23 protein-coding genes are annotated in these 22,066 nt (G+C 72.9%); 18 read left to right on the top strand and 5 right to left on the bottom strand.

Annotation, left to right across the window (positions count from 1 at the left end; genetic code table 11):
* Positions 1–127: 127 nt before the first annotated feature.
* The 3 genes from Cco03nite_RS05270 to Cco03nite_RS05260 are packed head-to-tail and all read left to right on the top strand — an operon-like array spanning position 128 to position 1,531.
* On the top strand, positions 128–787 hold the full coding sequence (locus tag Cco03nite_RS05270; protein WP_203688985.1) for a GNAT family N-acetyltransferase: 660 nt from the start codon (positions 128–130) through the stop codon (positions 785–787).
* Positions 747–992 (top strand): C1orf53 family protein, encoded by a 246-nt coding sequence (locus tag Cco03nite_RS05265; RefSeq protein WP_203688983.1) that lies wholly within the window; start codon positions 747–749, stop codon positions 990–992. Before Cco03nite_RS05270 ends, Cco03nite_RS05265 begins: the two co-directional genes overlap by 41 nt.
* Before the next feature lie 59 nt (positions 993–1,051).
* Positions 1,052–1,531: a GNAT family N-acetyltransferase gene (locus Cco03nite_RS05260; RefSeq protein WP_203688982.1), complete on the top strand. Its 480-nt coding sequence runs from the start codon at positions 1,052–1,054 to the stop codon at positions 1,529–1,531.
* 246 nt (positions 1,532–1,777) lie between these two features.
* Here the strand turns inward: Cco03nite_RS05260 and Cco03nite_RS05255 are convergent, their stop codons facing one another.
* Positions 1,778–2,539 carry a hypothetical protein gene (locus tag Cco03nite_RS05255; protein WP_203688980.1) on the bottom strand — a complete coding sequence of 254 codons (762 nt, stop codon included), beginning with the start codon at positions 2,537–2,539 and terminating at the stop codon, positions 1,778–1,780.
* A gap of 117 nt (positions 2,540–2,656) precedes the next feature.
* On the opposite strand from Cco03nite_RS05255, the gene Cco03nite_RS05250 reads away from it, so the two are divergent.
* The gene (locus Cco03nite_RS05250) at positions 2,657–2,896 is read left to right on the top strand and encodes a hypothetical protein (RefSeq protein ID WP_203688978.1); all 240 of its coding nucleotides are present in this window, start codon (positions 2,657–2,659) and stop codon (positions 2,894–2,896) included.
* A gap of 79 nt (positions 2,897–2,975) precedes the next feature.
* On the opposite strand, the gene Cco03nite_RS05245 is transcribed toward Cco03nite_RS05250, so the two are convergent.
* Positions 2,976–3,209: a DUF6158 family protein gene (locus Cco03nite_RS05245; protein ID WP_239167130.1), complete on the bottom strand. Its 234-nt coding sequence runs from the start codon at positions 3,207–3,209 to the stop codon at positions 2,976–2,978.
* A gap of 168 nt (positions 3,210–3,377) precedes the next feature.
* Here Cco03nite_RS05245 and Cco03nite_RS05240 point away from each other — a divergent pair, with 168 nt between their 5' ends.
* From Cco03nite_RS05240 to Cco03nite_RS05225, 4 genes are read left to right on the top strand one after another with little or no spacing between them, the layout of a single operon-like run.
* A complete protein-coding gene (locus tag Cco03nite_RS05240; protein WP_203688974.1) occupies positions 3,378–4,118 on the top strand; it encodes a CBS domain-containing protein in 741 nt (246 codons plus the stop codon).
* Between the two features lie 26 nt (positions 4,119–4,144).
* Positions 4,145–4,330 (top strand): hypothetical protein, encoded by a 186-nt coding sequence (locus tag Cco03nite_RS05235; protein WP_203688966.1) that lies wholly within the window; start codon positions 4,145–4,147, stop codon positions 4,328–4,330.
* Between the two features lie 20 nt (positions 4,331–4,350).
* Positions 4,351–4,881 carry a GNAT family N-acetyltransferase gene (locus tag Cco03nite_RS05230; RefSeq protein ID WP_203688964.1) on the top strand — a complete coding sequence of 177 codons (531 nt, stop codon included), beginning with the start codon at positions 4,351–4,353 and terminating at the stop codon, positions 4,879–4,881.
* A gap of 38 nt (positions 4,882–4,919) precedes the next feature.
* Positions 4,920–5,894, top strand: a complete 975-nt coding sequence (locus Cco03nite_RS05225) for an aldo/keto reductase (protein ID WP_203689138.1) — start codon at positions 4,920–4,922, stop codon at positions 5,892–5,894.
* A 140-nt stretch (positions 5,895–6,034) separates the two neighbouring features.
* Here the strand turns inward: Cco03nite_RS05225 and arfA are convergent, their stop codons facing one another.
* A complete protein-coding gene (arfA, locus tag Cco03nite_RS05220; protein WP_203688962.1) occupies positions 6,035–7,552 on the bottom strand; it encodes an arabinosylfuranosidase ArfA in 1,518 nt (505 codons plus the stop codon).
* Positions 7,553–7,734: 182 nt separating this feature from the next.
* Positions 7,735–8,316: a hypothetical protein gene (locus Cco03nite_RS05215; protein WP_203688960.1), complete on the bottom strand. Its 582-nt coding sequence runs from the start codon at positions 8,314–8,316 to the stop codon at positions 7,735–7,737.
* Between the two features lie 205 nt (positions 8,317–8,521).
* Between Cco03nite_RS05215 and Cco03nite_RS05210 the strand changes: the two genes are divergently transcribed.
* Together Cco03nite_RS05210 and Cco03nite_RS42205 are read left to right on the top strand one after the other, a co-directional pair.
* Entirely contained in the window at positions 8,522–9,439 is a 918-nt protein-coding gene (locus tag Cco03nite_RS05210) for a nickel/cobalt transporter (RefSeq protein WP_203688958.1), read from the top strand.
* Positions 9,440–9,527: 88 nt separating this feature from the next.
* Positions 9,528–11,831 carry a fibronectin type III domain-containing protein gene (locus Cco03nite_RS42205; RefSeq protein ID WP_239167129.1) on the top strand — a complete coding sequence of 768 codons (2,304 nt, stop codon included), beginning with the start codon at positions 9,528–9,530 and terminating at the stop codon, positions 11,829–11,831.
* A 160-nt stretch (positions 11,832–11,991) separates the two neighbouring features.
* Here Cco03nite_RS42205 and Cco03nite_RS05195 read toward each other — a convergent pair whose 3' ends face one another.
* Entirely contained in the window at positions 11,992–12,180 is a 189-nt protein-coding gene (locus Cco03nite_RS05195; RefSeq protein WP_203688956.1) for a hypothetical protein, read from the bottom strand.
* Positions 12,181–12,423: 243 nt separating this feature from the next.
* Here Cco03nite_RS05195 and egtA point away from each other — a divergent pair, with 243 nt between their 5' ends.
* From egtA to Cco03nite_RS05155, 8 genes are all read left to right on the top strand, one after another.
* Positions 12,424–13,629 (top strand): ergothioneine biosynthesis glutamate--cysteine ligase EgtA, encoded by a 1,206-nt coding sequence (gene egtA / locus Cco03nite_RS05190; protein ID WP_203689136.1) that lies wholly within the window; start codon positions 12,424–12,426, stop codon positions 13,627–13,629.
* Positions 13,626–14,927: an ergothioneine biosynthesis protein EgtB gene (gene egtB, locus Cco03nite_RS05185; protein ID WP_203688954.1), complete on the top strand. Its 1,302-nt coding sequence runs from the start codon at positions 13,626–13,628 to the stop codon at positions 14,925–14,927. Before egtA ends, egtB begins: the two co-directional genes overlap by 4 nt.
* Positions 14,927–15,661, top strand: coding sequence for an ergothioneine biosynthesis protein EgtC (gene egtC, locus Cco03nite_RS05180; RefSeq protein WP_203688947.1), 735 nt, complete (start codon positions 14,927–14,929; stop codon positions 15,659–15,661). The genes egtB and egtC overlap by 1 nt, the downstream gene beginning before the upstream one ends.
* Positions 15,658–16,623 carry an L-histidine N(alpha)-methyltransferase gene (gene egtD, locus Cco03nite_RS05175; protein ID WP_203688945.1) on the top strand — a complete coding sequence of 322 codons (966 nt, stop codon included), beginning with the start codon at positions 15,658–15,660 and terminating at the stop codon, positions 16,621–16,623. The genes egtC and egtD overlap by 4 nt, the downstream gene beginning before the upstream one ends.
* A 46-nt stretch (positions 16,624–16,669) precedes the next feature.
* On the top strand, positions 16,670–17,908 hold the full coding sequence (locus tag Cco03nite_RS05170) for a sensor histidine kinase (RefSeq protein ID WP_203688943.1): 1,239 nt from the start codon (positions 16,670–16,672) through the stop codon (positions 17,906–17,908).
* Positions 17,905–18,558, top strand: coding sequence for a response regulator (locus Cco03nite_RS05165; RefSeq protein ID WP_203688941.1), 654 nt, complete (start codon positions 17,905–17,907; stop codon positions 18,556–18,558). The genes Cco03nite_RS05170 and Cco03nite_RS05165 overlap by 4 nt, the downstream gene beginning before the upstream one ends.
* Positions 18,559–18,834: 276 nt before the next feature.
* Positions 18,835–19,311, top strand: coding sequence for a MarR family winged helix-turn-helix transcriptional regulator (locus Cco03nite_RS05160; RefSeq protein ID WP_203688939.1), 477 nt, complete (start codon positions 18,835–18,837; stop codon positions 19,309–19,311).
* 36 nt (positions 19,312–19,347) lie between these two features.
* A complete protein-coding gene (locus Cco03nite_RS05155; RefSeq protein ID WP_203688937.1) occupies positions 19,348–22,038 on the top strand; it encodes a PEP/pyruvate-binding domain-containing protein in 2,691 nt (896 codons plus the stop codon).
* The last annotated feature ends 28 nt before the right edge of the window (positions 22,039–22,066 follow it).

Below are 22,066 nucleotides of genomic sequence, written 5' to 3'. Positions count from 1 at the left end.
TCCGAGCCTAGAGCCGGCCGCCGACGAAACCGGTCCGAGCATCCGGCCGGGCCGGGTCGGGCTGATCCCGTGCCGATCGGGCACGGGGGCGCTGCGGCCGACGCGTCCCAGGTGGCAGACTCGCGCGATGACCGACGGACTGGTGATCCCTGAACTCGACGCGGGACCGTTCCTGCTGCGCCCGTTCCGGACCGGTGACCTGCCGGTGATCCAGGAGGCCGCCGCGGACCCGTACATTCCGGTGATCAGTTCGGTGCCGGTGCCGTACAGCGCGGCCGACGGGCTGGCGTTCGTCCAGCGGCAGCACGACCGGGCCCGGGAGGGCGTCGGATACTCCCTGGCCATCGCCGACCGGGCCGGGGACCGGGCGGTCGGGCAGATCGGGCTGTGGCTCACCGAGCTGGCCGAAGGACGGGCCGCGACGGGGTACTGGATCGCGCCGTCCGGCCGGGGGCGGGGCGCGGCCGTGCACGCGCTGGCGGCGGTGGCCCGCTGGGCGCTGACCGACCTCGCCGTACCGCGGGTGCACCTGCACGTCGAGCCGTGGAACACGGCCTCGATCCGCACCGCCGAGCGAGCCGGGTTCCGGCGCGAGGGCCTGCTGCGCAGCTGGATGGAGCTGGGCGGCGAGCGTCGTGACATGCTGCTGTACGCCCGCGTGGCCGCCGACGAGCAGGCCCCGCCCGCTCCGTCGATGATGTCACCAGGCGTCGATGCGGTGGGTGCCCGCACGATATCGTCGCCGGATGGCCGCACCCCCGCAGCGATGGCCGCTGGCACCACGTGAGCTGGACGAACCGCATCCTTCCCGGCTGCGCGAGGACCACCCGGAGCGGGCCGAGATCCTGGCCCGGCACGCGGAGGCGCTGCGCGAGGGCTCCCCGGGTTACCTCGATCCGTCGTCCGGGCTGTTCGTGCTGAGTGCCGGTTTCCTGGCCAAGCGCGGTTTCTGCTGCACCCGGGGCTGCCGGCACTGCCCGTACGTGACCTGACCGGCGGGCGCCGGTCGGCGGGACGGCCGCAGTGCTGCGGTTCGGCTAGCCTGCGGTTCGTGATCGAGACGCGGCGTGCGGTGACGGGGGATGCGACGGAGCTGGTCAGGTTGCGGGCGGTGATGCTCGGCGCGATGGCGGGGCAGCCGGTCGAGCCGGGGCCGTGGCAGCAGGAGGCGCTCGCGCTGCTGCGGACGCGGCTGGCGGAGCCGGATCCGGTCATGGCGGCGTACGTGGTGGAGGTGCCGGGCGGGGCGGGGCTGGCGGCGTGCGCCGTGGGCGCGATCGATCTGCGGCTGGGTGGGCCGGGCAATCCGTCGGGGCGGACCGGGTACGTGTACAACGTGGTGACCGACGAGGCGTACCGCCGCAGGGGGTTCTCGCGGGCGTGCATGGAGGCGTTGCTGGGCTGGTTCGCCGAGCGCGGGGTGTCGACGGTCGATCTGCGGGCCACGGCCGACGGTGAGCCGCTCTACCGGGCGCTGGGGTTCGCGCCGGTCTCGCATACCGCGCTGCGATTGGCCGTCGGGCAGCGGTGATCTCGGCCGAAGCCCGCGCCGCGCATGGTCGGACGGAGGACGCGCCGGAAACCGCCGGGTGTGATGATGGCGCCAGATCTCAGCCGCGCCGGCGGCCGGGTCCCACGAGGTCCCCGGACGCGGCGCACCCACGCTGGGCACGACCTGGAGGCGTCAGGCGGGACCTGTCTCTGCATGGTGAGACAGGTCCCGGACTGTACTGCCCGTCGTGCTGCCATCCCGCCGCAGGCCAGCACGCATGCCGCGTTATGAAGGTGCCCTTCCTCTACGCATTTGGTGATGAAGGTGCCCTTCCTTTGGGGGGAGGTTGAGGCGGCCGGTGAGGGTGGCGCGGAGGCGGAGCGTGGTGCCGGGGGGTGGGCTGGTGGGCAGGAGGGCGGCGGGGGTGGCGACGTCGAGGGTGACGGCCGGGTGGACGTGTAGGCGCAGCCAGTGGAAGGGTTCGCCGGTCAGGGTGTTGGTGCGCAGTTCGGCGAGGCGGACGGCACCGTGCAGGCGGGCGCGGGGAGTGGGGGTCCAGGCCGGGTCGGCGTGGTGGGGGCGGGTGAGGTCGTCGCAGACGAGGCCGGGTGGCGTGGGGTCGTCCGGGGTGGGCGGCGGGTTCGGTTCGAGGGATTCGGCCAGGGCGGACAGGGTGATCTGACCGCGGGGGAGGGCGCCGCCGGCGACGTGCAGGGCGGTGTGGTCCTCCAGGTGTACGGCGACGGGGCAGAGCAGGCCGCCGTCGGTCTCGTCGAGCAGGTCCATGACCGCGGTACGGTCGTCGATCAGGCGGATGTTCTCGCAGGCCACCGCCACCGCGCCGCCGGCGAGTGAGGGTTGTACGTGGTGGATGCGGCCCCAGCGGGCCCGGGCGACCACTCGTGCGCCCGAGGTGTCGGTCCACACGTGGTCGCAGAACCGGCGGGAGTGCGGCACCGCGACGCCCGCGGTGACCACCGACATGGTGAGCTGCCGCAGGTCCTCCCGGGCGAGGTCGACGCCTATCGAAGCGAAAAGGCCTGTCACCTTGCCCTCCCCATCAAGGTCGGTCGGTCTACCAACGTACCCCGCAACCGAGGGCTGTCCCGTTGAACGCGCCACGGTACGGTGGGCACTCGGCGCACGCGGGAGACGGAGGCAGAGATGTTCTGGTGGAGGAGGCGAAAGTCGGCCGCCGGCAAGTGGATTGTCGTGGTCAGCCGCGTTCGTCCGCTTGACCCGAATGGTGGCGGACGGGACGAGCTGCGCTGGCCGGAACAGCGCGATGCCGAGCACACCACCGAGTCCCGTGACGCCGCGGACAGCCTCGCCGGTCGGTTGACCGCCGGAGACGGCGTGCAGCGGGGCCAGCACCGGGTGAAGGTGCTCTTCACCGGTCACTGACCTGATCGGACACTCGGGCGGTTTGTCCGAAAGGGATATTTCGCCCGTTTTGTAGTGACGGTGGCCGGCCGGGCCGCCGTCACTGGTCGGCAGGGCGCAGCCGCCGCGGATCGGGATCGCGTTCGGGGAACCGCTGCAGGTACTCCAGCTCCAGCTCGCGGCTGCGCTGATCATGGTTGGCCAGCGCGTGGTCCGAGCCGTGCACGAACGTGTCGTGCCGCGTACGGTGCAGCGACGCCAGCTCGCGGGACAGCTCGTGGTTGCTCAGCGCGGCGGCCGGTATACCGCTGCGGTCGGCCACGTCGGACCTCATCATGCACCTCCGGGTGGGTCAACCGGGCCGGACGGGCATGTCCGGCTCGGTACGATCACAGTGGGCATGTACCCACCGGCCGCGGTGGCTCACCTCTCCAGTCTGGCCTGCTCACGTGGGCCGCACCGGCCGAACCGGGGCACGCCGGCCGAACGAGGAGGTGCGTCGATGTCGGTGCGGACCGTGCGGCAGGTGATGTCCGCGCCGGTGATCAGCGTGGGCACCGCGACGCCGTACAAGGAGATCATCGACCTGCTGGCCGAGCACGGCATCAGCTCGGTGCCGGTGCTGGACCCCGGCGGCACGGTGGTCGGCATCGTCTCCGAGGCCGACCTGCTGCACAAGCTGGCCCTGAGCGGCGAGGAGCCGCAGCGGCACCTGTTCGAGCGGCGGCGCCGCGCGGTGGCCCGGGCCAAGGCGGAGGGCGACCAGGCCGAGGACCTGATGACCAGCCCGGTGATCACGGTCGCGCCGGACGCCTCCGTCGTCGCGGCGGCCCGGCGCATGGAGGACGAGCAGCTCAAACGGCTGCCGGTGGTGGATGCCGACGGCATGCTGGTGGGCATCGTGTCGCGGCGCGACCTGCTGCGCACGTACCGCCGCTCGGACGAGGCGATCCGGCACGACGTCGTGCACGACATCATCCAGGGCATGCTCTTCGTCCAGCCGCCGGAGATCGACGCGACGGTCGAGGACGGCGTGGTGACCCTGACCGGCGGCACCGGCCGGCGCAGCTCGGCCCAGATCGCCGAGCGCCTGGTGCGCGGCGTGCCCGGAGTGATCGACGTGGTCAACGCGCTGACCTTCGAGTACGACGACACCCCGGGCCTGGACAAGCGCTACGAGTTCAACGCCGAGGTGGACGGACCCGAACGTCCCCGCGACGGCACGCTGGGGATCGTCGAGTAGGCAGTGTCGAAGGGACGGGAGGCCCCATGCCGATCCAACGGGAGATGCGCAGCAAGCTGCGCTACCAGTCGAGCCAGACCAAGGAGCAGCTGCTCGGGGTGGCCAAGAAGCTCAACGTCACCGGCCGCTGGCACATGACCAAGGCCGAGCTGGTACGCGCCATCGAGAAGGCGAACAACCCGGCGCGCCGCAACCAGCGCGACCAGGGCTGACCTGGGGGTACTCTCAGCCCGTGCTCATCCCGCTCGCTCCGGGCGACCTCGCTCCAGGCTCACCCGTGCTGGCCGAGCTCGCCAGGCTCTACGCCGGAAACGCCGCCTTCCACCGCCTCAGCGGCGAGTTCGGCCCCGAGCCGGACACCGTCAGCCCGACCGAGGTGGCCGACGCGCTCACCGGCGAGCTGGCGATGCCCGGCGTCGAGGTGCTGCTCGTGCGCGTACCCCGTCCCGAAGCCGCACCCGACAGCGGCGATCCGCTGGCCGGGGTCGTGGCGCTGCTGGACGAGCACCCGGTGGACGGCTTTCCCTGGATCGGGCTGCTGATGGTCGACGCGCGGCGGCAGGGCCGGGGACTGGGCCGGAAGGTCGCGGAGGAGGTCCACGAGCGCCTGCGCCGCGCGGGCCGGCCCGGGGTGCGGCTGGCGGTGCTGGTCAACAACCCGGCCGCGCTCGCCTTCTGGACCCGGCTCGACTACGCCGAGATCGACCGCCGCCCCGACCTCCAAGCCGGCCGCGACTGCGTGGTCATGCACCGCGACCTGTGACCCCGCCGCGCGGCTAGGCTGTCGGGGTGCAGCAGCGAATGCTCGGCCGGACAGGCCGGAATGTGAGCGTGGTCGGGCTCGGCGCATGGCAGCTCGGCGCGGACTGGGGCAGCGTCAGTGAGGACGACGCCCTGGCAGTGCTCGCCACCGCCGTCGACGCGGGTGTGAACTTCATCGACACCGCCGACGTGTACGGCGACGGCCGCAGCGAGACCCTGATCGGAAGGTTCCTGCGCGAGCGCGGGGCCGACCACGGGATCACCGTGGCCACGAAGATGGGCCGCCGGGTCGCCCAGGAGGCGGCCAACTACAACATGGACAACTTCCGGGCATGGAACGACCGGTCCCGGGCCAACCTCGGGGTGGACACGCTGGACCTGGTCCAGCTGCACTGCCCGCCGACCGAGGTGTACTCCGCCGAGGCCGTCTACGACGCGCTGGACACCCTGGTCGAGGAGAAGCGCATCGCCGCGTACGGCGTCAGCGTGGAGACCTGTGACCAGGCGCTGACCGCGATCGCCCGGCCGCACGTGGCGTCCGTGCAGATCATCTTCAATGCGCTGCGGCTCAAGCCGCTGGAGCGGGTGCTGCCCGCCGCCGCGGCCGCCGGGGTGGGCATCATCGCCCGGGTGCCGCTGGCCAGCGGCCTGCTGTCGGGGCGCTACGACGAGCACACCACGTTCGCGGCGGACGACCACCGCACCTACAACCGCCACGGTGAGGCGTTCGACGTCGGCGAGACGTTCTCCGGCGTCGACTTCGCCACCGGCCTGGCCGCGGTGCGCCGCCTCGCCCCGCTGGTGCCGTCCGGCGCGACCATGGCCCAGTTCGCGCTGCGCTGGATCATCGACCAGCCCGGCGTCACCGTGGTCATCCCCGGCGCTCGCAATCCCGAGCAGGCCCGCGCCAACGCCGCCGCCGCCGACCTGCCCGCCCTGCTCCCCGACCAGCTCCGCGTCGTCACCGAGGTCTACGACGACCTGATCCGCCCCCAGATCCACCACCGCTGGTAACCCCGAAGCAAAGGAAGGGCACCTTCCCATCGCTCCGCGATGTAGAAGGTGCCCTTCCCATCTTCATAGGGCTGCGACCTGCGGCGACGACTCGTGCTGTGGCCGGCCGCCGCTCGCAGCACCACCTGTCCGGACCGTCGTCAGCGATCCGTTGCGAGCGGTAGCCGGATCACGTTCCAGGACAGCGGCGGCAGGGTCACGGTGAGGCGGCCGCCGTCGACCGCGGGCGCGGCCGACTCCCGGGGCGTGACGCGCTCGGGTTCGGTCATCGTGTTCGCGGCCGAGGGGTCGTCGTCCGCGAGCACCGAGTGGGTGGCCGGACCGGCCGGGGTGAAGCCGCCCAGGTGCACCGTCAGCGGCAGGGCCGCCGCCGGGTCGCGGTTGACGGCGAAGACGGTGAGCATGCCGTCCTCGCCGTGCACCGCGGTGGCGTGCAGCAGCGGCACGTCACCGAACTTCGGGGTCTCGTACGTCGGCGACGCGACGTGCAGGCGCAGCACCTGCCCGCGGCCGTACCGGGCGGCCTGGGCGAACGGGTGGAAGATGGTCTGCCGCCAGGCCGGGCCGGCGGGCTCGGTCATGATCGGGGCGATGACGTTGACCAGCTGAGCCAGGCAGGCCGCGGTGACCCGGTCGGCGTGGCGCAGCAGCGTGATCAGCAGGGTGCCGAACACGACGGCGTCGGTGACCGTGTAGACGTCCTCCAGCAGCCGCGGCGCCCGCGGCCACTCGCCCTGGCCGGGCCGCTGCCGGGACATGTACCAGATGTTCCACTCGTCGAACGACAGGGACAGCCGCTTCGCCGAGCGGTGCCGGGCGCGGGCCGCGTCGCACAGCGCGATCACGTCGGTGATGAACCGCTCCATGTCCGACGCGCTGGCCAGGTAGGAGGCCGGGTCGCCCGCCTCGGGGTCGTAGTAGGCGTGCAGGGAGATGTAGTCGACCTGGTCGTACGCGTGCGCGAGCACCGTCGACTCCCAGTCGCCGAACGTCGGCATGCCCGATCCGGAGCTGCCGCAGGCGACCAGCCGCACCGACGGGTCGATCATCCGCATCAGCCGGGCGGTCTCGGCGGCCAGGCGCCCGTACTCGTCGGCGGTCTTGTGCCCGACCTGCCACGGCCCGTCCAGCTCGTTGCCCAGGCACCACAGCCGGATGCCGTACGGCTCCGGCGCGCCGTGCGCCCCGCGCAGGTCGGACAGCGTGGTGCCGCTCGGGTGGTTGCAGTACTCCAGCAGGTCGGCGGCCTCGGCCGGTCCCCGGGTGCCGAGGTTGACCGCCATCATCGGCTCCAGCCCGGCGGACCGGGTGAACGCGGTGAACTCGCCGAGGCCGAACCGGTTGGTCTCGATCGTGCGCCAGGCCGGGTCGAGCCGGCGCGGGCGCAGGTCCGCCGGGCCCACGCCGTCCTCCCAGCGGTACGCCGACACGAAGTTGCCGCCCGGGTAGCGGACCATGGTCACGCCGAGCTCGCGGACCAGGGCCAGCACGTCGGTGCGCAGGCCGGCGGCGTCGGCGGTGGGGTGGTCGGGTTCGAACAGTCCGGTGTACACGCACCGGCCCAGGTGTTCGACGAAGGAGCCGAACAGCAGCGGGTCGACCTCACCGACGGTGAAGTGGGGGTCGAGGAAGACGGCGGCGGGGCGGGGTGGCGGCATGACGGCCAGCTTCGCGTACCCGGCGTGCGCCGTCCACAGCCGCGAAACTATCGCTCGCCCGAACCCGCATCGGACGCCGAGGTTGGTGGTGCCGCTCGACTCCTGATCGACGTTGGCCTATCTCATCGAAAATCCGAGCGCCGGATTCGATGAGATAGGCCAACGTCAGTGGAAGGCGCGGCTCAGTCGCGGGGGCGCGGGCTGGGGCGGCGGCGGAGTGTGGCCACCGCGCCGGCGGCCTGGGCCTTCAGGCGGGTGCCCTCCAGGCGGCGGGACAGCGCGGCAGCGAGCCACAGCGCGCCCGCGCCGAGCAGCAGCACGGTCAGGCCGGTCAGCACCAGGGTCGACGTGGACGGGCCCGAGGTGCCGGTCCGGGGCAGCTCGTCATCGCCGTCATCGCCGCCGCCACCGCCGTGGTGGTCGCCGCCGTCGTCATCGCCGTCGTCATCGTCGTCGTCATCGTCGTGGTGCGCCCCGGACACCCCGGTCGTCGGGGTCGCCGAGTCGGTGGGGCCTTCGGACGGCCACTGCGACGGTGCGGCGGTCGGGTCGGTGGGGGCGGTGGACGGGCTGTGCCCGCCGGGCGAGGTGCTGGTCGGCGTCGCCGAGTGGGTGCCGTACCCGCGGTGCTTGCCGCGGTCGTCGGGGCCGGCCGAGCTGGGCGCGACGAGCAGGAACATCACCGAGGCGACCACCATCGCGGTGACCGCGGTCGCGACGGCGGCGAGGCACGCCAGGCGGGACTGCTCTCGGGACATACGCATGGGTCGTCCTTCTCTGGCCGTCCGGGTGGGCGGCGGGTAGGAGGGCTGGCCGGGCTGCGGCACCACATGGACAACGCGTTTCTCCTGGCCCGGATACGGATGAGCTGGGACAAGACAGCGTGAAGCGGGCACGTGCCGCCCTCGATACCCGGCCGTTTCTATGCCGGTATGTCCTGAGTTGAGCCCGCAGAACGAGGGGGCGAACGTGGCGACAGAACCAGCGCGGGTGACACGTCGGCGGCCGCGGGTCGGGGCGGCCCTGGCGGCCGTCGGCGGGCTGGCCGGCGTGGGGCTGGCTGCCTGGTGGGCGACCGGCGGCACACCCGGCACGGGGGCCGGACTGGCGGAGGACGGCCACGACCACGGTCTGCTGCTGGGGCGGCTGACGGCGGAGTTCACCGGGCTGGTCGGCCGGCAGGAGCTGACCCCGGGTTTCGCCGCGCTGGCGATGCTGGTCGCGCTGGCCCTGGGCGCGGGCCACGCGCTCGCCCCGGGGCACGGCAAGCTGCTGATGGCGACGTACCTGGTGAACGAGCGGGGGGCGCTGCGCCAGGCGGTGTCGGTGGCGGGGACGGTCGCGCTCACCCATACCGCCGGGGTCCTGGTCCTGGGGGTGGTGCTGGCCGCCGGGCTGCACTTCGTCCCGCACCGGGTGTACACGCTGCTCACCGTGCTGAGCGGCGCGCTGGTCGTCACCGTGGGGCTGTCGCTGCTGCGCCGGGCCTGGCGCGACCGGGACCGCCCCGGCGCGCCCGCGCACGGACATGCCCACGACGGGCACGCCGGCTGCGCCGGGCACGGGGAGCGGCTGGGCGGGCGCGGGATCGTCGCGATGGGACTCGCGGGCGGGCTGATGCCGAGCCCGTCGGCCGTGGTGGTGCTGCTGGGCGCGGTGGCGCTGGGGCGGGCCTGGTACGGCGTGCTGCTGGTGGCTGCGTACGGCGGGGGCATGGCGCTGTCGCTGCTGGGCGTCGGCCTGCTGCTGACCCGGATGCGCGACCGGCTGGAGCGGGCCCCGCGCGCCTGGATGGCGCACCGCGCGTGGCGGCTGCTGCCGCTGGTCACCTCGTCCGCGGTGATCCTGGTCGGGGTGGGTGTGGCGGCGACGGCACTGCTGGCCTGACCGTCGTTTGTGGATACCCATCAATCTGGCATGGACATTAACAGTTAAGAGAGTTAATAATCAGGGCCATCCATTTCGAGGAGGGCCCGTGACCAGAAGACCACTCGCACTCTCCGCCGCCCTGTCACTGCTGGTCGCGGTCGGCGTCCTCGCCGTCGCCACCCCGGCCTCGGCGGCCAACCTGCTGGCCAACCCCGGTTTCGAGACCGGCACGCTGTCCCCGTGGAGCTGCACCGGCGGCCTCGGCTCCGTGGTCGGCACGCCGGTCCGCAGCGGCGCCAGGGCGCTGCAGGGCGCGGCGTCGGCCTCGGACAACGCCAAGTGCAGCCAGACCGTCGCGGTGCAGCCGAACACGGCGTACGCGCTGACCGGCTGGGTCCGCGGCAACTACGTCTACCTCGGCGTCGACGGCGGCGCGTCCACCTGGACTCCCGGCGCGGCCGCGTTCACGCAGCTCACCGTCAACTTCACCACCGGCGCGTCGCAGACCAGCGTGGTCGTCTACACGCACGGCTGGTACGGCCAGGGCACCTACTTCGCCGACGACATCAGCCTCGACGGCCCCGGCGGCACCGGCGTGCCCGGGGTGCCCGGCAATCCGTCGGCCGGCACGATCACCAACAGCTCCATCGCGCTGTCCTGGGGCGCGTCCAGCGGCACCGTGACCGGCTACCGCGTGTACGAGGGCAGCACCGTGCGGGCCACGGTCACCGGCACGAGCGCGACGATCAGCGGCCTGGCCACCTGCTCGGCGCACACGTACACGGTGGCGGCGTACAACTCCACCGGCGAGTCGGCCAGGAGCGGCGCGGTCAGCGCGACCACCACGGGCTGCACCGGCGTTCCGGCGACGCCGGGCGGCCTGGTCGTCACCGGCTCCACCGGCTCCTCGATCTCGCTGTCCTGGGTCGCCTCCTCCGGCGCGACCGGCTACCGGGTGTACGAGGGCACCGCCGTGGTCGCCACGGTCACCGGCACCACCGCGACGGTAAGCGGCCTGGCCGCGTGCACGACCCACGGCTACACCGTGGCCGCGTACAACGCCTCGGGCGAGTCGGCCAAGAGCGGCGTGGTCAACGGGACCACCACGGGCTGCTCCGTGCCGCCGACCCCGACGAACCTGCGGACCACCGCCATCGGCAACAACTCGGTGACGCTGGCCTGGAACGCCTCGACCGGTGCGACCGGCTACCGGGTGTACGAGGGCGCCACCGTGGTGGCCACCATCAACGGCAGCGGCACTGCGGCGACGATCAGCGGCCTGGCCACCTGCTCGGCGCACACGTACCAGGTCACCGCGGCCAACGCCGCCGGCGAGTCGTCCAAGAGCGGTCCGCTGGGCATCACCACGACCGGCTGCGTCAACACCGGGCTGCCCAAGCATGCGCTCATCGGCTACCTGCACGCCAGCTTCGCCAACGGGTCCGGGTACATGCGGATGGCCGACGTGCCGTCCTCGTGGGACATCATCAACCTGGCGTTCGGCGAGCCGACCTCGGTGACCTCGGGTGACATCCGGTTCCGGCAGTGCCCGGTGGCCGAGTGCCCGAACGTGGAGAGCGAGGCCGACTTCATCGCCGCCATCCGGGCCAAGCAGGCCCAGGGCAAGAAGGTGCTGATCTCCATCGGCGGCGCGAACGGGCAGGTCCAGCTCACCTCGACCGCCGCTCGGGACACGTTCGTCAGCTCGGTCAGCGCGATCATCGACAAGTACGGCCTGAACGGCCTCGACATCGACTTCGAGGGCCACTCGCTGTACCTCAACGCCGGTGACGGCGACATCCGGAACCCGACGACCCCGGTCATCGTGAACCTGATCTCGGCGCTGCGCACGCTGAAGGCGCGCTACGGCTCGAACTTCATCCTGACGATGGCCCCGGAGACGTTCTTCGTGCAGCTCGGGTACCAGTTCTACGGCGGCACGTGCAGCGGCTGCGACAACCGGGCCGGGTCGTACCTGCCGGTGATCTACGCGCTGCGCAACGACATCACGGTGCTGCACGTGCAGGACTACAACTCGGGTCCGATCATGGGGCTGGACAACCAGTACCACAACATGGGCGCGGCGGACTTCCACATCGCCATGACCGACATGCTGGCCGCGGGCTTCCCGGTGGCCAACACGGGCGTCACGTTCCCCGCGCTGCGCGAGGACCAGATCGCGTTCGGCGTGCCGGCCGCGGTCAGCGCGGGTGGCGGGTACACCACCCCCGCCCAGGTCCAGCAGGCCGTCAACTGCCTGGTCAAGAACCAGAACTGCGGCGGGTACACCCTGCGCGGCGGCACCAGCCCCGACTTCCGCGGCCTGATGACCTGGTCCATCAACTGGGACCGCTACTACAACTGGGAGTTCAGCAACTCCCACGAACCCTTCCTCAACGCCCTCCCGTAACCCGCCACCCCGCTCCGAGCCCCGCCCAGACCTCCCCGGCCTGAGCGGGGCTCGGCGTTTTGCGCGTGTTGATCATGAACTTATGGCACGGTTCGACGGCGTGTCACCGCCATAACTTCATGATCAACGAGGTGTGCCGGGCCGCAGGCCGCGGGCCGGGTCAGTCGAGGAGGTGGAGGCGTTTCATGTCCATGCCGCCCAGGCCGCGCGGTATGTCGGGATCTGAGTGCAGGTCCTTGCCGGCGCTGACAGCGTCGCTGGTGCTGGTGCGCTCATGCTCGCTGGCGAAGTCGGCCTCCTCGGCGAGCACCTCGTCCAAGGTCAGCGAATCGCGGGGTTCGGGCTGCATGTGGCCATTGTCCGCCCGCCGGATGGTTCGAGATCGCCCGATCGGGGAATCCCACTGTCAGCCCCGCCCCATCCGCCTGGTCATCGATCATGAAGTTAGGCCCGCGACACGCCGTCGAGCCGTGCCACAGGTTCATGATCAACGTGAAAGAACGGGGTGGGGGGTGGGGTTGGGGGAGTAGGTTGGGCGGTCTCACGTGCCGGTGGTGGATGGACGGGGGTGAGTGCGGTGGTGCAGCGGGAGATGGTGCGGGACGCGGGGGTGCGGATCGCCGATCGGGCCGAGGCCGAGGGGTATGTCGCCAAGGTGTGCTTCAAGACGGGGCCGCCGGGGCGGGTGGGCATCGAGCTGGAGTGGACCACGCACCACCTGGACGATCCGGCGCGGCCGGTCGATCCGGGGGTTCTCGGCTCGGCGCTGGGCGAGCACGCCCCGCGCAGTCTGGTGCCGGACAGCCCGCAGACCCCGCTGCCGTACGGCGGCCGGGTCACCCTCGAACCGGGCGGGCAGGTGGAGATCTCCACCGATACCAGCGACTCCCTCGCCGGGCTGCTCGACGCCACCATGGCGGATCTTCAGCAGCTGACCGGCCTCCTCGACCGCGCGGGCCTGGCACTGGACGGGCAGGGCTGCGACGCCCACCGCCCGCCGGGCCGCATCCTCGACACGCCGCGGTACGCGACCATGGAGCGCGTCTTCGACCGCTTCGGCCCGTACGGCAGGTTGTGGATGTGCGGCACGGCCAGCGTGCAGGTGTGCCTCGACGCGGGCCTGCCCGACCGGGTCGCGCCGCGCTGGCGGGCGCTGCACGCGGTCGGCCCGGCCCTGGTCGCCGCGTTCGCCAACTCGGCACGTTCGGCGGGCACGGACACCGGCTGGGCGTCGGCCCGGATGCGGGCCTGCCTGGCCGCCGACCCGATGCGCAACGGGCCGCCCGCCGACGACGCCGATCCGGTGGCCGGCTGGGCGCGGCGGGTGCTGGACACCCCCGTGCTGTGCGTACGCCGCGACGACGGCTCGTGGGACGTGCCGCCCGGGATCACGTTCGCGGACTGGATCGGCGGCGCGATGACGCCCGCACCGACCTATGCGGACCTCGACTACCACGTGAGCACGATGTTCCCGCCGGTGCGGGCGCGCGGCTACTTCGAGGTGCGCTACCTGGACATGCAGTCCGGCCTGGACTGGGTGGCCCCGGTCGCGGTGCTGGTCGCGCTGTTCGCCCGGGAGGAGACCGTCGACGCGGCGGCGGCGCTGGCCGCGCCCGCGGCGGGGCGCTGGGTGCAGGCGGCCCGGCACGGGCTGGCCGATCCGGCGATCGCCGCGGCCGCCCCGCGCCTGCTGGACCTGGCCTGCGCCGCACTGGAGCACACCGACCTGCCGGCCGCGACCGTCGAGGCGGTGACGGCGGTGGTGGAGCGGCGACTGCGCGAAGGAGGACTGAGATGAGCACGGGACTGCGGGAGCGCGCCGCGGCCGAACTGACCCGGACCCGGCAGCGCAGTGTCGGGCTGACCGACGCGGTGGACGACGACGACCTGGTGCGCCAGCACTCCCGGCTGATGTCGCCGCTGGTCTGGGACCTGGCGCACATCGGCAACCAGGAGGAGCTGTGGCTGGTGCGCGACGTCGGCGGCCGCGAGCCGGTCCGCGCCGACATCGACCAGCTCTACGACGCGTTCAAGCACCCGCGCGGTGAGCGCCCGCAGCTGCCGCTGCTGGGACCCGCCGAGGCGCGGGCGTACGTGCGCACCGTGCGCGAGAAGGTGCTGGACCTGCTCGACTCGGTGGAGCTGGCAGGCCGCCCGCTGGTCGAGCAGGGCTTCGCCTTCGGGATGATCATCCAGCACGAGCAGCAGCACGACGAGACGATGCTGGCCACCCACCAGCTGCGTACGGGTGACCCGGTGCTGGTCGCCGTCCCGCCGCCGCGCTCGCGGGCGATCGTGGCGGGCGAGGCGCTGATCCCGGGCGGCCCGTTCGAGATGGGCACCTCGCTGGAGCCGTGGGCGCTGGACAACGAGCGGCCCGCGCATCAGGTGCACGTGCCGCCGTTCCTCATCGACCGCGCGCCGGTCACCAACGCGCAGTACCAGGCGTTCGTCGACGCGGGCGGGTACGACGACCCGCGCTGGTGGACCGGGCGGGGCTGGGCGCACCGGCAGGAGGCCGGGCTGACCGGCCCGGCGCACTGGCACGGCGACGGCACGTACACCCGGTTCGGGCGGCGCGAGCCGATCGTCGGCGACGAGCCGGTCGTGCACGTGAACTGGTACGAGGCGAGCGCGTACGCGGCCTGGGCCGGACGGCGGCTGCCCACCGAGGCGGAGTGGGAGAAGGCGGCCCGCTTCGACCCGGCGACCGGGCGCTCGCGGCGTTTCCCGTGGGGCGACGAGGATCCGACGCCCGAGCACGCCAACCTCGGCCAGCGGCACCTCTCCCCGGCTCCGGTCGGCGCGTACCCGGCCGGGGCCTCGCCCGCAGGCGTGCACCAGCTCATCGGCGACGTGTGGGAGTGGACCGGCTCGCCGTTCGGCGGCTACCCGGGGTTCCGGGCGTTCCCGTACCGGGAGTACTCCGAGGTGTTCTTCGGCGACGACCACCGGGTGCTGCGCGGCGGCTCGTTCGGCACCGACGCGGCGGCCTGCCGGGGCACGTTCCGCAACTGGGACTACCCGATCCGGCGGCAGATCTTCAGCGGCTTCCGCTGCGCCCGCGACCCGCGCCCGGGGGAGGCGGCCGGCTGATGTGCCGCCACCTGGTCTATCTCGGTCCGCCGGTGCCGCTGGCGGCCCTGCTGGTGGAGCCGCCGTACGGGCTGCAGCACCAGTCCTGGGCGCCCCGCGACATGCGCGGCGGCGGGACGATCAACGTGGACGGTTTCGGGGCGGGCTGGTTCACCACCGCCGGACCGGTGCGCTACCGGCGGGCGGTGCCGATCTGGACGGACCGTAACTTCGCCGCGATCGCCCGGGTCACCGTCACGGGCTCGCTGCTGGCGGCGGTGCGCTCGGCGACGCCGGGCCTGACGGTCACCGACGATGCCTGCGCCCCGTTCAGCGGCGACGGCTGGTTCTTCAGCCACAACGGTTTCGTCGCGGGCTGGCCGGACACGGTGGCGAAGCTCGCCGAGCGGCTGCCGGTGACGGATCTGATGACGATGGACGCGCCCACGGACGCCGCGTTCGTGTGGGTGCTGGTCCGCAACCGGCTGCGCGCCGGGTACGGCCCGGCCGACGCGCTGCGCGCGACGGTGGCGGAGGTGAGCGCCGCCGCGCACGGCTCCCGGCTGAACCTGCTGCTCACCGATGGCGACAAGGCGTACGCGACGACCTTCGGGCACGCGCTGGCGGTCCACCACTCGCCCGGGCGCGTGGTGGTCGCCTCCGAGCCCTTCGACGACGACCCCGGCTGGGTGCAGGTGCCCGACCGCCGACTGGTGGTGGCGCACCCGGCCTCGTACACCGTGGAGGAAATATGAAGCTCGACGTGTACCTCACACCCGACGACCTGAGCGAGCAGCTGCGCGAGGACGCCCGCGAGGGCCTGACCTCGTCGCCGAAGTGGCTGCCGCCGAAGTACTTCTACGACGCGTACGGCAGCGACCTGTTCGAACGCATCACCAGGCTGCCCGAGTACTACCCGACCCGGGCCGAGCGCGCCGTGCTGGCCGAGCATGCGGCCGACATCGCCCAGGAGACCGGCGTGAAGACGCTGGTGGAGCTGGGTTCCGGGTCGTCGGACAAGACCCGGCTGCTGCTCGACGCGCTGCACGACACGGGCACGCTGGCCCAGTTCGTGCCGCTGGACGTGTCGGAGACGGCGCTGCGCTCGGCCGCCAAGTCGATCGACGGTGACTACCCCGACCTGGAGGTGCACGGCATCGTCGGCGACTTCAGCCACGACCTGCACCGCATTCCCGAGGGCGGCCGGCGGATGGTGGTGTTCCTGGGCGGCACCATCGGCAACCTGCCGCCGCTGGAACGGGCCGCGTTCCTGGAGGAGCTGCGCGACGTGCTGCACGAGGGCGAGTGGCTGCTGCTCGGCACGGACCTGGTCAAGGACCCGCAGACGCTGGTCGCGGCGTACGACGACGCGGCGGGGGTGACCGCGGAGTTCAACCTGAACGTGCTGCGGGTGCTCAACCGCAACCTCGGTGCGGACTTCGACCTGACCGCGTTCGAGCACGTGGCGCTGTGGGACCCGAAGCACAACTGGATCGAGATGCGGCTGCGGGCGACCCGGGACATGCGGGTGGAGGTGCCCTCGCTCGACCTGGACGTGGACTTCAAGGCCGGGGAGGAGCTGCGGACCGAGGTGTCGGCGAAGTTCGACCGGGTGCGGGTGGAGGCGGAGCTGTCCCGGGCCGGGTTCAAGGCGGCGCGCTGGTGGACCGACCCGCAGGGCCGCTTCGCGGTGACGCTGGCGCGGGCGGTGGAGTAGCCGGGTTCGGCCCCGGTGCCGCCGCGTTGGTGATGAGATGTCGGGTATGGGGGATCTGCGCCCGCGGATGCCCGGCGAGGTTGTCGAGAAGCCCCGCCTGACCTGGTTCGACTTCGTCATCACCGCCGTCGCGCTGATCGTCGGCCAGATCGACGAGCTGGTCGGCGCCGGCTCGCCGGGGTTGCTCGGCCGGTCCGCCGTCGCCGAGGTGCTCACCCTCGCCGCCGGGCTGTCCCTGCTCGCCCGGCGGCGCTGGCCGCGGGCCACCACGCTCTTCGTGGCGGCCTGCCACCTGCTGGCGTTCACCCCGTTCGTGTTCGCGGTGATGATGTACACGATGGGCGTCATCACCCGGACCTGGTGGCAGCTGGGTGTGCTGTCCGTGTTCGGGGTGGGCGTGCAGGCCCTGTCGGCGGCCGAGGGCCTGGACCCCGACGTGCGCGCCTGGGCGTACACCCTGTCGTTCGCGCTCGGGCCGCTGCTGCTCGGATATGCCGCAGGGGTGCGCCAGGAACTGGTGGTCAGCCTGCGGGAACGGGCCGGGGACCTGGAGCGCGAACGGGACATGATGGCGCAGACCGCGCGCCGCGCCGAGCGCGCCCGGATCGCCCGCGAGATGCACGACGTGGTGGCGCACCGGGTGAGCAACATCGTCGTCACGGCGACGGCGCTGCAGTCCGTTCCCGAGGCCCAGGTCCCGCCGCTGCGCTCGGAGGTGGACCGGATCCGCGAGGAGGGCCGCGCCGCGCTGACCGAGCTGCGCGCCCTGCTCGGGCTGCTCAACGCGCGCGGCGCGGCCGGAGAGCGGGCCCCGCTGGCCCCGCAGGCCACCGCGCGCGACCTGCCCGCGCTCGTCGAGCGCATGCGCGGCGTGGGCCGCATGCCGGTCGAGCTGGACGTCACCGGCTTTCCCGAGCTGCTGCCCGACCAGACCCAGCGGGCCGTGTACCGGGTGGTGCAGGAGTCGCTGACCAACGCGGTCAAACACGCCCCGGGGGCGGCGGTGCGGGTCGGGGTGCGGTGCGCCGCCGACGGCGTGCACGTGACCGTGGACAATGACGGGCCGCCGGGCGGCCGGGACGCGGGCCTGCCCGGCTCGGGGCGCGGCCTGATCGGGCTGAGCGAGCGCGTCGACCTGCTCGGCGGCGAGTTCGCGGCGTCGCCGCTGCCCGGCGGCGGATTCCGGGTGACCGCGGTCATCCCGCCCGCCGGGCGGCCGAGAGCCGTGCCGCCGGCCGGTGTCGCGGCGCGGCCGCGGCTCACCGGGGGAGAGGGCAGTTCATGATCAAGGTGATGATCGTCGACGACAACGACATCGTCCGGCGCGGCCTGCACACCATCATCGACGCCGCCGACGACCTGCGGGTGGTGGCCGACGCGGGCGACGGGCGCAGCGCGATCGAGGCGGCCCGGCGGGCCAGGCCCGACATCGCGCTGGTGGACATCCGCATGCCGGGCATGGACGGGCTGACCGCGACCCGCGAGCTGCTGGCGCTGGAGCAGCCACCGCACGTGATCATTCTGACCACCTTCAACACCGACGAGTACGTCGACGAGGCGATCCGGTCCGGCGCGGCGGGTTTCCTGCTCAAGGACTCCCCGCCGGAGGAGCTGCTGCGGGCGCTGCGCGCGGTGCACTCCGGCCACGCGATGCTCGACCCGGCGGTCACCCGGCAGGTCATCGACGCCATCGCCGACCGGGCGCCCCGGCTGACCGCCGAGGAGAAGGCGCAGCTGGATTCCCTGACGGCGCGGGAGGTCGACGTGCTGCGGCTGGTCGGGCGCGGACTGTCCAACGCCGACATCGGGGCCGAGTTGTTCATGACCGAGGGCACCGTGAAGGGGTACGTCAGCGCGATCCTGGCCAAGCTGGCGGCGGACAACCGCGTCCAGGCCGCCCGGCTGGCCTACCGGGCGGGCCTGGACAACGGCTGAGACCTGAGCCGGGCGGTCGCCACACCAAGAGCATTCGACTTGCCAGGCAGGTGGGCGAATGTGAGGTCAAGATACGCACAGGTGCCAGGCAAGTCGGATGACCTTGACGGCCGCGCGGGCCCGTGGGCGGCGTGGCGCTGGGTGCGATACGAGCAGATGTAGCTGTGGTGGGCGTTACTCGGCGAATATTTCATCATGCGTTGACTTGCTGCCGGGCTTGCGCGTTAAGCTTGCGTTAACGCATTAGTTGTGAAGACGCAAACAATGGGAGCCGCCATGGAGCCGCAGCTCGACCAGCTCGCCCAGGACATCGGGCTGTTCCGGCGTGCGCTCATCCCCGACTTCCTGCTCGGCCTGGTCCGCCGGATGGGCGACGAGGAGCCCAACCTGCTGCAGATGGCCACGCTCTACGTGCTCGACAGCGGCCCGAAGCCGACCGTGCGCGACCTCGCCGAGCAGCTCGGCCGTTCGATGTCGGTGACCAGTCGACTTGTCGACCACATGGTGCGGCGGGACTGGATCGAGCGGACGGAGGACCTGGCCGACCGCCGGGCCAAGCGGCTGCGGATCACCCCGGCCGGCCGCGACTACCTACGTGCCTTCGAGCGCGTCCGGGCCCAGGCGCAGCAGCAGCTGATGACGTACCTGACCGACGACGAGCAGCGCCAGGTGAGCGAGGCGATGGCGCTGCTCGGCAAGGCCTCGAGGAGGCATCTGGATGAGCGAGCGCAGGGAGCGGACCATGTGGGCTGAGACTCGTGCCGTCGACGAGCGCGGCGAGGAGGGGGCATGAGCGCGACGCTTACCCCCGCCACCGACCTCGTCCTCGACTTCGCCGACATCGACGCCGGGATGCTGGCGGTGGTCGGCGGCAAGGCGGGCAACCTGGGTGTGCTGACCCGGGCCGGGCTGCCGGTGCCGCCGGGGCTGTGCCTGACCACGGAGGCATACCGGGTGGTCGCCGACACGGCGCACCTCGACGAGATCCACGCCGCGCTGGCGCGTACCGCCCCGACCGACGTGCCCGCGCTGATCGCGCTGGCCGGCCGGGCGCGGGAGGCGCTGCTGGCGGCCCCGATCCCGGCGGGCATCGCCGCGGCCGTCGCCGCCGGGTACGGCCGGCTCGGTGCCGGTGTGCCGGTGGCGGTGCGCTCCTCGGCGACCGCGGAGGACCTGCCGTTCGCCAGCTTCGCCGGCCAGCAGGACACCTACCTGAACATCATCGGCGAGGACGCGGTCGTCGACGCCGTACGCCGCTGCTGGGCGTCGCTGTGGACCGACCGGGCCGTGGTCTACCGGGCCACCAACGGCATCGACAACCGCACGGTACGGCTCGCCGTGGTCGTGCAGCGCATGGTCGACTCGGCGGTGGCCGGCGTGCTGTTCACGGCGAACCCGGTGACCGGGCGGCGCCGCCAGGCCGTCATCGACGCGAGCCCCGGCCTGGGCGAGGCCGTCGTCTCCGGCGCGGTCAACCCGGACCACTTCGTGGTGGACACGGCGAACGCGACGATCCTCGACCGGCGGCTGGGCGACAAGCGGCTGGCCATCCGGTCGCTGCCCGGCGGCGGCACCGAGCACGTGAGCCTGCCCGCGGGCGGCGACACCGCCTGCGTCACCGACGCGCAGGTGCTCGCGCTGGCCGCGCTCGGCGACCGGGTGGAGGCGCACTACGGCGCGCCGCAGGACACCGAGTGGGCGATCGACGGCGACGGGGCGCTGTGGCTGACCCAGGCCCGTCCCATCACGACACTGTTCCCGCTGCCCGACCGTGCGCCGGGCACGGACACCCGGGCCTACTTCTGCTTCAGCGTGGCCCAGGGGCTGTACCGTCCGATCACGCCGATGGGCATGGCCGCGTTCCGGGTGCTGGCCTCCGCCGCGGCGCGCCTGCTCGGGTTCGGCGTGGCCGACCCGCTGGCCGGGCCGGCCGTGTTCGCCCCGGCGGGGCAGCGGATCTTCATCGACGTCACGACCGCCGTACGCAGCAGCATCGGCCGTACCCTGATCCCGAAGATCCTCGGAGTGATGGAGGCCCGCTCCGCGGCGATCTTCCTGAACCTGTTCGAGGACCCCCGGTTCTCGAACACGCGCCGCTCGCGCCTGCCGTTCCTCCGCCGGGTCGGCGGGGTGGCCGCGAAGCACCGGATACCGCTGAGACTGGTCGGGGCGCTGGCCAAGCCGCGGCGCGGGCTGGCCGCCGTGGACCGGGTCGGCGTGGAGCTGGAGCGCCGGCTCGCCGTGCCGGAGCGGGCGACCGCCGCCCAGCGGCTCGACTTCGTCGAGACGGTGCTCGGCATCGAGGTCGTCCCGCTGCTGCCGCGGGTGATGCCGGTGGCCGCGGCCGGGTTCGTGGCGCTGGGCATCGCCGACAGGCTGCTCGGGGCCGACGCGGCCGTCGGCGAAGTGCAGGCCGTGCTGCGCGGCATCCCGAACAACGTCACCACCGACATGGACCTGGAGCTGTGGCACCTGGCGGTCCGGCTGCGCGCCGACGAGGCCATCGCGCGGCTGTTCGCGTCGGCGAAGGTGGACGAGCTCGCGCATCGGTACACCGCGGGCACCATGCCTGCCGCGGCCCAGTCGGGGATCGCCGAGTTCCTGGCCCGGTACGGCCACCGCGCCGTCGCGGAGATCGACATGGGTATGCCACGCTGGTCCGACGACCCGCGCTACCTGCTCGGCGTGCTCGCCAACTACCTGCGCATGGACCCGGCCGACGGTGCGGCGCTGACCCCCGACCGGCTGTTCGCCCAGGGCGCGGCCGAGGCCGAGGCGATGGTCGAGACCCTGGCCGGGCGGGCCGCTCGGCGCAGCCGCCTGCGCGGCAAGGCGGTGCGGTTGATGCTCGGCCGGGCCCGGCTGCTGGCCGGGGTACGTGAGCTGCCCAAGTACTACATGGTGCGGATCATCGCCGGCTGCCGGCAGCAGATCGCGCTCGTCGGGGCGGAGCTGGCCAAGGAAGGGCGGCTCGAACAGGCCGACGACGTGTTCTTCCTCGACCTCGCCGAGGCCCGCGCGGCACTGTCCGGAACGGACCAGCGTGAGCTGGTCGAAGTGCGCCGTCGGGCGTACGACGAGGAGCTGCGCCGCCGCCACATCCCGCGCGTGCTGCTGTCCGACGGCACCGAACCGCAGGCGAAGCCGACCGAGGGCGGCGCCGACGGGGCGCTCGTCGGCACGCCCGCCTCGGCCGGCCGGGTCACCGGGACCGCCCGGGTGATCCTCGACCCGGTCGGGGCGCACCTGGAGCCCGGCGAGATCCTCGTCGCGCCGTCCACCGACCCCGGCTGGACCCCGCTGTTCCTCACCGCGGGCGGCCTGGTCATGGAGATGGGCGGGGCGAACTCGCACGGGGCCGTGGTCGCCCGCGAGTACGGCATCCCCGCCGTGGTCGGCGTCCCCGACGCCACCCACCGCATCACCACCGGCCGGCAGATCACCGTCGACGGCACCACCGGCACCGTCACCCCCACCTGACCACCCATCCCCTCCCGGGGGCGGCCCG

The sequence above is a fragment of the Catellatospora coxensis genome, assembly GCF_016862635.1.
Lineage (GTDB): Bacteria > Actinomycetota > Actinomycetes > Mycobacteriales > Micromonosporaceae > Catellatospora > Catellatospora coxensis.
The sequence above is the reverse complement of the archived record's forward strand: the minus strand, read 5'-3'. Positions and strand labels throughout refer to the sequence as shown.

Coding starts and splice junctions, on each gene's coding strand:
- Cco03nite_RS05155 (WP_203688937.1), top strand. CDS start 19,348: ATGAGCGCGACGCTTACCCCCGCCACCGACCTCGTCCTCGACTTCGCC.
- Cco03nite_RS05165 (WP_203688941.1), top strand. CDS start 17,905: ATGATCAAGGTGATGATCGTCGACGACAACGACATCGTCCGGCGCGGC.
- Cco03nite_RS05160 (WP_203688939.1), top strand. CDS start 18,835: ATGGAGCCGCAGCTCGACCAGCTCGCCCAGGACATCGGGCTGTTCCGG.
- egtB (WP_203688954.1), top strand. CDS start 13,626: ATGAGCACGGGACTGCGGGAGCGCGCCGCGGCCGAACTGACCCGGACC.
- arfA (WP_203688962.1), bottom strand. CDS start 7,552: ATGCCGCCACCCCGCCCCGCCGCCGTCTTCCTCGACCCCCACTTCACC.
- egtA (WP_203689136.1), top strand. CDS start 12,424: ATGGTGCGGGACGCGGGGGTGCGGATCGCCGATCGGGCCGAGGCCGAG.
- Cco03nite_RS05245 (WP_239167130.1), bottom strand. CDS start 3,209: ATGAGGTCCGACGTGGCCGACCGCAGCGGTATACCGGCCGCCGCGCTG.
- Cco03nite_RS05250 (WP_203688978.1), top strand. CDS start 2,657: ATGTTCTGGTGGAGGAGGCGAAAGTCGGCCGCCGGCAAGTGGATTGTC.
- Cco03nite_RS05265 (WP_203688983.1), top strand. CDS start 747: ATGGCCGCACCCCCGCAGCGATGGCCGCTGGCACCACGTGAGCTGGAC.
- egtD (WP_203688945.1), top strand. CDS start 15,658: ATGAAGCTCGACGTGTACCTCACACCCGACGACCTGAGCGAGCAGCTG.
- Cco03nite_RS05215 (WP_203688960.1), bottom strand. CDS start 8,316: ATGCGTATGTCCCGAGAGCAGTCCCGCCTGGCGTGCCTCGCCGCCGTC.
- Cco03nite_RS05240 (WP_203688974.1), top strand. CDS start 3,378: ATGTCGGTGCGGACCGTGCGGCAGGTGATGTCCGCGCCGGTGATCAGC.
- Cco03nite_RS05235 (WP_203688966.1), top strand. CDS start 4,145: ATGCCGATCCAACGGGAGATGCGCAGCAAGCTGCGCTACCAGTCGAGC.
- Cco03nite_RS05270 (WP_203688985.1), top strand. CDS start 128: ATGACCGACGGACTGGTGATCCCTGAACTCGACGCGGGACCGTTCCTG.
- Cco03nite_RS05195 (WP_203688956.1), bottom strand. CDS start 12,180: ATGCAGCCCGAACCCCGCGATTCGCTGACCTTGGACGAGGTGCTCGCC.
- egtC (WP_203688947.1), top strand. CDS start 14,927: ATGTGCCGCCACCTGGTCTATCTCGGTCCGCCGGTGCCGCTGGCGGCC.
- Cco03nite_RS05225 (WP_203689138.1), top strand. CDS start 4,920: ATGCTCGGCCGGACAGGCCGGAATGTGAGCGTGGTCGGGCTCGGCGCA.
- Cco03nite_RS05170 (WP_203688943.1), top strand. CDS start 16,670: ATGGGGGATCTGCGCCCGCGGATGCCCGGCGAGGTTGTCGAGAAGCCC.